Annotated in this window: 7 protein-coding genes; 2 read left to right on the forward strand and 5 right to left on the reverse strand. The window is 72.6% G+C overall.

All coding sequences use genetic code 11. The features are described from left to right. Window positions 1-634: SDR family NAD(P)-dependent oxidoreductase (locus NBZ85_RS22985; RefSeq protein ID WP_261560223.1), on the forward strand; the 634-nt coding region annotated here is incomplete at its 5' end. Window positions 635-923: 289 nt separating this feature from the next. Here the strand turns inward: NBZ85_RS22985 and NBZ85_RS22990 are convergent. Together NBZ85_RS22990 and NBZ85_RS22995 are read right to left on the reverse strand one after the other, a co-directional pair. Then, a complete protein-coding gene (locus NBZ85_RS22990; RefSeq protein WP_261560221.1) occupies window positions 924-1895 on the reverse strand; it encodes an aldo/keto reductase in 972 nt (323 codons plus the stop codon). 104 nt (window positions 1896-1999) lie between these two features. Beyond that, a complete protein-coding gene (locus NBZ85_RS22995; RefSeq protein WP_261562570.1) occupies window positions 2000-3172 on the reverse strand; it encodes a thiolase family protein in 1173 nt (390 codons plus the stop codon). A 207-nt stretch (window positions 3173-3379) separates the two neighbouring features. Between NBZ85_RS22995 and NBZ85_RS23000 the strand changes: the two genes are divergently transcribed. Beyond that, window positions 3380-4147, forward strand: a complete 768-nt coding sequence (locus NBZ85_RS23000) for an SDR family NAD(P)-dependent oxidoreductase (protein WP_261560217.1) — start codon at window positions 3380-3382, stop codon at window positions 4145-4147. Between the two features lie 62 nt (window positions 4148-4209). On the opposite strand, the gene NBZ85_RS23005 is transcribed toward NBZ85_RS23000, so the two are convergent. From NBZ85_RS23005 to NBZ85_RS23015, 3 genes are all read right to left on the reverse strand, one after another. Then, the gene (locus NBZ85_RS23005; protein ID WP_261562571.1) at window positions 4210-5376 is read right to left on the reverse strand and encodes an MBL fold metallo-hydrolase; all 1167 of its coding nucleotides are present in this window, start codon (window positions 5374-5376) and stop codon (window positions 4210-4212) included. A gap of 157 nt (window positions 5377-5533) precedes the next feature. Continuing rightward, window positions 5534-7693 (reverse strand): acyl-CoA dehydrogenase family protein, encoded by a 2160-nt coding sequence (locus NBZ85_RS23010; protein ID WP_261562572.1) that lies wholly within the window; start codon window positions 7691-7693, stop codon window positions 5534-5536. A 312-nt stretch (window positions 7694-8005) separates the two neighbouring features. Beyond that, window positions 8006-8683: a TetR/AcrR family transcriptional regulator gene (locus NBZ85_RS23015; RefSeq protein WP_308205073.1), complete on the reverse strand. Its 678-nt coding sequence runs from the start codon at window positions 8681-8683 to the stop codon at window positions 8006-8008. Window positions 8684-8786: the final 103 nt, after the last annotated feature.

The following is an 8786-nucleotide window of genomic DNA, read 5'->3' on the forward strand; positions in this document are numbered from 1 at the left end:
GGCCGGGGCCACCCCGTCCGCCGGCGCCGCGCCGGCAGGGCCTGGCGGGTTGCCGGCACAGGCGGCGCCCGCTCAGGCCCCGGCGGGCACGGGTGGTGCGGCCTCGGCGGCACCACCCGCGGCACCGGGGAGGATGCCGGACTGGGCGTCGTTCCTGAACTTCCCGCTCAAGGGCCTGCGGATGCACTTCGAGATCGGGCTGTTCGCCTCCTACCGGCTCATGCAGCTCGTGCTGCCCGACATGATCGATCTGGGCCGGGGATCGATCGTGAACATCAGCTCGGTGGCCGGGTTCATCCCCGGTGAGGGGCCGTATGCCGAGCCCGGCATGCCCGGCCCGCTCGCCTACGGCGGCAACAAGGCGGCACTGCACCACCTCAGCCAGGCCGTCGCGATCGAGGCGCAGGCCTACGGGATCGCGGTGAACGTGCTCTCGCCGTCGGAGCCCGTCATCACCCCCGGCAACCTGGTCGCCGCCGCCGGGGAGACCGACTGGGCCAGCCCCGAGGAGTTCGCCGAGGCCACCGTCCTGGTCGCCCTCGCCGACCCGGCGACGACCAATGGCCAGCTGCTGTGGAGCGACGACGTGCTGCACCCCGACCTCGGCCGCCGCGGCTGGTTGCGTCCCACGTAGCCGCGCGGACGCGGGAACACATCATGATCAGGGAATTCGGGGCCGTCCTGACGCCGGGCTCGCATCCGACGGCGCCAGCGCGGTTCCACGGAATCCAAACAACCATGCCAAGTAGCCGTAGCCGTGGTGGCCGGCAGTTGCAGGAGCTTGGAGCCCGTACGGCTGCCCGCCACCGTCATCGACCTCCTGCAATTGCCGACGCGACGAAGGGAGGGGCCGGCCAACGCGGGGTTCCTTCGCACCGATCCTGATCACACATCACTATGCGATCTGGACGGACTCGGACGACCTAGGCGAAGCCGGCGATGGGGTGGGGGGTGTAGGGCTTCTCGAGCTGGGCGATCTCGTCGGCGGTGAGGGCGAGGTCCACGGCGGCGACGGCGTCGTCGAGGTGGGAGAGCTTCGTCGCCCCGATGATCGGCGCGGCGACGGTGGGGCGGCCGAGCAGCCAGGCGAGCGCCACCTGGGCGCGGGGCACACCGCGCTCGGTCCCGATACGCGCCACCTCGTCGACGATGGCCCGGTCGCCCTCGGTGTAGAGCTTGCGGCCGAACTCGTCGGTCTCGGTGCGGGCGGTCGTCGCGTCCCAGTCGCGGGTCAGGCGGCCGCGGGCCAGCGGGCTCCACGGGATCACGCCGACGCCCTGGTCCTCGCACAGCGGGAGCATCTCCCGCTCCTCCTCGCGATAGATCAGGTTGTAATGGTTCTGCATCGACGCGAACCGGGTCCAGCCGTGGGCGTCGGCGACGAACAGCGCCTTGGTGAACTGCCAGGCGTACATCGACGAGGCGCCGATGTAGCGGGCCTTGCCGGCCTTCACCACGTCATGCAGGGCCTCCAGCGTCTCCTCGATCGGGGTACGCGGGTCCCAACGGTGGATCTGGTAGAGGTCGACGTAGTCGGTCCCGAGCCGGCGCAGGCTCGCGTCGATCTCGGTCATGATCGCCTTGCGGGACAGGCCGCTGCTGTTCGGGCCGCGCCGCATCGGCCCGTGGACCTTGGTGGCCAGCACGATCTCGTCGCGGTTGGCGTACTCGGCCAGCGCCCGCCCGGTGATCTCCTCGCTGCTGCCGGCCGAGTAGACGTTCGCCGTGTCGAAGAAGTTGACGCCGGCCTCGATCGCCCGGCGGAAGAACGGCCGGGCGGCGTCCTCGTCCAGCGACCACGGGTGGGCGCCCCGGCCCGGTTCGCCGTAGCTCATGCAGCCCAGGCAGATCCGGGACACGTCCAACCCCGTCGAACCGAGCTTGGTGTACTGCACTGGGCCTCCTCGCCTCGTCGCCGGCGCCCGGTCGCGTCCGCGGGGAACGCGATCGGGCGCCGACAGCCGCCCTGTATTCTGCCGGGCTCCGAATGCTGCCGGGCTCAGACCTCGATGAGGACAGCGCCGCCCTGGCCGCCGCCCGCGCACATCGCGGCGACGCCGATGCCACCGCCGCGGCGGCGCAGGTCGTGCAGCAGCGTGATGATCATGCGGGCGCCGGAGGCGGCGACCGGGTGGCCGAGGGAGCAGCCGGAACCGCTGATGTTGACGGTGTCCTCGTTGAGGCCGAACTCCTTGACGGCGGCCACCGGCACGGATGCGAACGCCTCGTTGATCTCCCAGAGCGCGACGTCCTTCGTCGTCAGCCCGGCGCGGCCGAGGACCTTGGAGATCGACTCCAGGGCGCCGAAGCCCATCCGCCGCGGCTCGACGCCGGCGGCGGCCCACGCGCGGACCTTCGCCAGGGTCGGCAGGCCCTCGGCGGCGGCCAGCTCGGCGCCGACGAGGGTGACCGCGGCCGCGGCGTCGTTGACGCCACTGGAGTTACCCGCGGTGATGTTGAAGCCGGGGATCTCCGGGTGCAGGACCTTCAGCGATGCCAGCTTCTCCAGCGTGCTGGAGCGGCGCGGGTGCTCGTCGACGGCGAACTCGCGGAACGACCCGTCCGGCGCCTGCACCTTGATCGGCACGATCTCGTCGACGAAGCGGCCCTCGTCGATCGCGGCGACGGCGCGCTGGTGGGAGCGGAACGCCCAGACGTCGAGCTCCTCCCGGGTCAGCCCCGCCTCCTTGGCGGTGTTCCAGCCCACCGAGATGGACATGTCCATGTTCGGGGCCTCGGGAGAGTCCGGGTGGGTCGCGGGAATCCAGTCCTCGAACTGGTCGGCGGTACCGAGGACGCGGCGGGTCAGCTTCGGCCCGGTGGACGTCGCCTGGACGCCGCCGGCGACGACGATCTTCTCCATGCCGCTGATGATGCCGGCGGAGCCGTTGCCGATCGCGGTGAGGCTGCCGGCACAGTGCCGGTTGACGGCCTGCCCGGGGACACTGGTCATGCCGAGGACGACCGCGGCGTAGCGGGCGAGGTCGCCGCCGCCGTACATGGACTCGGCGAAGATGACGTCGTCGATGCGGGCCGGGTCGAGGCCCGAGCGGCGCACGGTCTCACGCAGGACCACCTCCGCCAGCTCCTCGCCGGTGGTGTTGACCAGCGAGCCCTTGAAGGCCGTGCCGATCGCCGTGCGCGCCGCGCTGACGATGACGGGATCTGACATGACAGTCCACCTTTCACAGGGTGAGGGCTTCCAGCGGAACGCCCCCGGACAGGAACCTATGGTAAGCATTACCGGGATATCAACAGTAATACCGCGGGATGCGGCCGTGAGCTGACGATAACGTCAACTCGTGGCCGGATGCCCCTGATGCAGGCCCCCCCTCGCCGGACGCCCACCCGGGATGACGGTGGGCCCGAAGGAGAAACCGTGGATCTCACAGGATCGTCCGCGCTGGTCGTCGGGGGCGCGGGAGGCTTCGGCGAGGCCACCGTGCGCCGCCTCGTGCAGGCCGGCGCCAAGGTCGTCATCGCCGACCTGGCGCAGGACAAGGGCAAGACCCTCGCCGACGAGCTCGGCGAGCAGGCCGTCTTCGTCTCCACCGACGTCACCAGCGACGAGTCTGTCGAGGCGGCGATCGCCGCCGCCGTCGAACTCGGCCCGCTGCGCGCGGCGGTCGTCGTGCACGGCGGCCCGGCGGCCGGCAAACGCCTGGTCAACCGGTCGGGCCAGGCCTACCCGGTGGAGACCTTCCAGCGGACCATCGACATCTTCCTCGTCGGTACGTTCCGGGTGGTCAGCAAGGTCGCGGGGGCGATGTCGCAGAACGAGCCGCTGGACTCCAACCAGCGCGGCGTCATCATCACCACCGCGAGCATCGCCGGCTTCGAGGGCCAGGTCGGCCAGACCGACTACTCGGCGGCCAAGGGCGGCGTCATCGGGTTCAACCTCACCGCGGCCCGCGACCTCGCCCCCACCGGCATCCGGGTCGTCTGCATCGCCCCCGGCACCTTCTTCACCCCCGCCTACCGGATGGAGGAGGCCGAGGCCCAGGCCAAGTGGGGCCCCGGCGTGCCCAACCCCAAGCGGATGGGCCACGCCGACGAGTACGCCAAGCTCGCCCTGTCGATCGTCGACAACGACTACATCAACGGCGAGACGATCCGCATCGACGGGGCGCAGCGCTTCAACATCTGACACCGCGTCCCCGTCAGCCCGCACGCCCGGCGGCGCCGAGCACCTCGGCACCGCCGGGCACCTCAGCGCAGCAGCGCTTCCACGAGGACGCCGGCCTCGGCCGCGGGACGCCACGCGTCAACCTCGCCCGCGCCGCCCCGGCCTGCCACTCCCCCACCCGCTGCACCGCCGCCCGTCTCTGCACCGCCGCCCGTCTGTTCTGCGCCGCCCGCGTCGCCGGTGAGCAGGCCGCGGCGCTGCAGGTGCAGCAGGTGGGCGTAGGTTTCGCCGACCGCCGAGCGGCGCACGATCCCCTGGGACTCGCTCCACGGCCGCGACCAGGTCAGCCGCTCGGCCACCGCCATCGTCGTCGGACCATCGAGCTCGACGACCGCCTCGACCACTTCGCGCAGCCGCGCCCGGTGATGCTCCTGAAGCTGGCGCACCCGGGCGCCGAGACCGCGGAAGCGGTACTCGTGGGCGGGCAGAACCTCGTCGACCGGCATGTCCTCGATCGCCGCGAGCGAGCCCAGGTACTCCCCGAGGGTGTCCGCCCGCTGCCGCGGCGACGGGCTGATGTTCGGGCTGATCCGCGGCAGCACGTGATCGCCGGTGAGCAGCACGTTGTACTGCTCGTGGACGAAGCACAGGTGGCCGGGGGTGTGCCCGGGGGTCCACAGCGCGCGCACCGCGGCGGCGTCGCCGAGGGGGCGGTCGCCGTCCTGGAGCAGCACGTCGGGCGGATCGCGCCACTCGGGCGGCTCGTCGCCGTCGGGGAACAGCGCGGCGATCTCCGCGTCGGGCATGCCGCGCCGGCGCAGCCAGATCCGGTCGGCGGCGCGGAAGTCGGAGATGCTGGCGAACTGGTGGGAGGCCGCCACCTCCAGTTCGTGGATCATGACGGGGGCACCGGACTCCCGCCGGATCCGCCGGGCGAGGCCGAAGTGGTCGGCATGGCCGTGGGTGATGAGGACCGCGCTGACGTCGCCGATCTCGTGCCCGGTGGCGCGCACCCCCGCGGCGAGGCCGTCCCAGGCGTCCTCGCTGGGCCAGCCGGTGTCGACGAGGACGGGCCCGCGCGGGGTCTCCAGCAGGTAGGCGAGCACGTACCGCAGCGGGCTCTGCGGGAACGGGGTCGGCACCGACCACAGACCCGGGCGGACCTGCTCCACCGGCGGCAGGACCCGGTCCCGCCAGGCCTGCTGCTGTACCTGCCCGGTCACGATGAACGTCTGGTCGTCGACCGTCACGCTGGCGCCTCCTGTCGCTGGGTACCGTCGACGCCGCCGTGCGCCGGGCATGCCTCGACGCGCCGCACGGCGCGCGCGGTGGCCGCCTGGGCACTGCGGCGTGCGGCGGCGGCATCGCGGCGGTGCCGACGGCGGGCCGGGATGGGATGGGCGTGCCTCAACGCATGTTGGGTTCCCGCGGCAGGCCCAGGATCCGCTCGGCGATGACGTTGCGGCCGACCTCGGAGGTGCCGCCGGCGATGGTGAGCGCCCGGGCGAACAGGTAGCGGTAGGCGAGGTCGGCCTCCGCACCGGTCACCCCGGCGGCGGCGGCGATGCTCATGCCGAGCTCGGTGACGTGCTGCGCGTGCTCGGCGGACAGCAGCTTGCTGACGTTGCCCTCGGCCGACGGCTCGCTGCCGGCGACGGCCCGCTCGACCTGGCGCAGGTTGATCAGCCCCATGGCGACCTCGACGGCGACCAGCCGGCCGACGCGGCGGGCGAGCTCGGTGTCCCCGGCGGCGTAGCGGGCGTGCAGGTCGACGAGGCCGACGGCGGTGCGGCCCTCGTCGGCGCCGTGGCCGGCGCCGATCGTCACCCGCTCGTTGCCCAGCGTCGCGCGGGCCACGATCCAGCCGGCGTTGATCTCCCCGACGACGTCGGCGTCGGGGACGAACACGTCGTCGAAGAAGACCTCGTTGAACAGGGCGTCGCCGGTGATCTCCCGCAGCGGCCGGACCTCGACGCCGGGCGCGGACAGGTCGATCGCCACCGCCGTGATGCCCTTGTGCTTGGGCGCCGCCGGGTCGGTGCGGACCGTGGCCAGGCCCCGGTTGCAGTTCTGCGCGTCCGACGTCCAGACCTTCTGACCGTTGATCTTCCAGCCGCCCTCGACCCGCTCGGCGCGGGCCTGCACGGCGGCGGCGTCGGACCCGGCGTTCGGCTCGCTGAACAGCTGGCACCAGCGCAGCTCGCCGCGCAGGCTGGGCAGCACCCAGCGCTCGATCTGCTCCGGCGAGCCATGCTGGGTGAGGGTGAGCAGCACCCAGCCGCCGATGCCGAGGTTCGGCAGCTCGACGCCGGTGAACTCCTCGTCGATGACGAGCTGCTCGGCGGCGCCCGCCGCGCGGCCCCACGGCTTCGTCCAGTGCGGCACCAGGTAGCCGCTGTCGACGAGCAGGTCGCGGCGCTCGGCCTCGGCGGCGCCGTGGTAGCGCTCGACGAACTCCCGGGCGTCGCGGCGGTACTGCTCGGCCTCGGGCGGCAGCTCCACGGCGAACACCCGCCGGACGCCGTCGCGGGTCAGCGCGTAGACGTCGTCCTCGGCGCCCTCGATCGGGCCGGCGAGCGCGGCCAGCGTCGCCGCCCGGCGCAGGTACAGGTGGGCATCGTGCTCCCAGGTGAAGCCGATGCCGCCGTGGAGCTGGATGTTCATCCGGGCGTTGTGCTGGTAGGACGACAACGCCACCGCGGCGGCGACGGCCGCGGCGAGCTCGGCCTCGGCCCCGCCGGCGGCGACCCGGGCGGCGTCCCAGGTCGCGGCTGTGGCGAGCTCGGTGGCGACGAGCATGTTGGCCAGGTGGTGCTTGACGGCCTGGAACCCGCCGATGATGCGGCCGAACTGCTCGCGCACCTTGGCGTAGTCCAGCGCCATGTCCAGGGTGGCCCGGGCACCGCCGACCGCCTCGGCCGCGGCGACGACCCGCAGGATGCGCACGGCCGCGGCCCGCCCACCGCGCAGCAGGCCGGCGGGGTGCGCGGCGACGGCGGACAGGCCGAGGCCGGCGAGCCCGAGCGACGGGTCGAGCGCGTTCGTCGGGCGCAGCGTCAGACCCGCGGAGTCCGCGGCGACCACCGCGAGATCGTCACCGACCGGCACGAGGTGGATGCCGGCCCACACCGCGCCGAGCGCCGCGGGTGCCTCGCCGCTGAGCGCACCAGCGGCGTCCGCGGTGACCGCGCCGAGTGACGAGAACGAGGCGATGACCGAACCGTCGGCGAGCCCGGGGAGCAGCTCCGCCTGCTGCTGCGGCGACCCGACGGCGGCCACGACGGCGGAGGCGACCACGGTGGGCAGCAGCGGGCCGGCGGCGGCGCGGCCGCCCAGGCCCTCGGCGACGATCGCGAACTCCGCCAGGCCGAAGCCGGAGCCGCCGTGCTCCTCAGGCAGGTGCAGGCCCAGCCAGCCGAGGTCGGCGATCTGCCGCCACTGCGGGCCGACCGCCCCAGGGCCTCCGTCGAGCGCCCGTCGCGACGCCGCGCGCAGGTCGTTCGCATCGGCGAAGGTGCGGACCACCTCGGCGAGGGCCTTGTGGTCGTCGCTGATCGCCAGGGCCATCGTGTCTCCCTCCAGCGGGCTGCCGTCGCCGCATCACCAAACGACCCGGGGTTCCCGCCGACCATGATTTGTAAACCTAACCGTAAGCCTTTCGAACAGGCTCCGTCCACAGATCCCGCCGCTCGACCAGGCAGGCCGGGTGCGGATACCCGGATCGACAATAGGCACGCTAACCGCACGCCCCGCCACAGGTCGACGGACACCGCCCAACGACCAGGACAGACGAACCAGAACAGACAAACCAGGGCAAACGGACGGGGGCGAACGGACGACGAGCCAGAGCGGGCGGCCCCGGCGGCGGCTCGCGCCGGGTCAGGCGACGTCGCGGTCGTGCGCCTGCTGGGGCAGCAGGCTCCGCAGACCAAGAATGATGTTGTTGATGCCGAACGCGAACTCCTCCGGCGAGGCCGCGGCCTCGGGCGGCCGCTCGGTGAGGAGGAATCCGCGGGCGTAGGTGGCCAGTGTGGCGAAGGCGTGCCAGGCCAGCAGCGGCGGGAACCCGGCCGCGTGCAGCCCGTCGAACAGCTCCGCCGCCCGCGGCCAGGCCTCGGCCACCTCCTTGCGGGTGGTGGCGCCGATGTGCCGGACGACGAGGTCGCACGCCAGGTCGTCGGCGATGAGCGCGGCATAGCAGTCGTCGAAGAACCCGCGGAGCATGTCCTCCCAGCCGCCGGCGCGCAACGGTGGCATGCCCTCGTAAAAGGCGGACAGCGCCTGCCCGGTCATCGCGTCGAGGAGCTCTCGCTTACTCTTGTAATACCAGTAGATGCTCGTGACACCGACGTCGAGAAATGCCGCGAGCCGCGGCATGCTGAGCTGATCGACGGGCGTGTCCCGGCAGAATTCGAAGGCCCCCGAAAGAATCCCCGCCGCATTGATAGACCCCCGAGCACGCCGCGACCGGGACCGCTTGGCGTTCGTGTTCGCTGTGGGGGGCACGCGCAGCCTCCGCATCGTCAGGACGAGCCTGGCCCCGCCCGCCAGGACCATCCCGATTATGCTACCGGATGGTTCTCCGGATGCCGTGAGACGTACGCCGCACCCTGCGGATGCAGGGATTGTCCGCGGGTCGCGCACCAGACCCCGCCACCGC

This window comes from Frankia tisae (assembly GCF_025403405.1).
Classification (GTDB): Bacteria; Actinomycetota; Actinomycetes; order Frankiales; family Frankiaceae; genus Frankia; species Frankia tisai.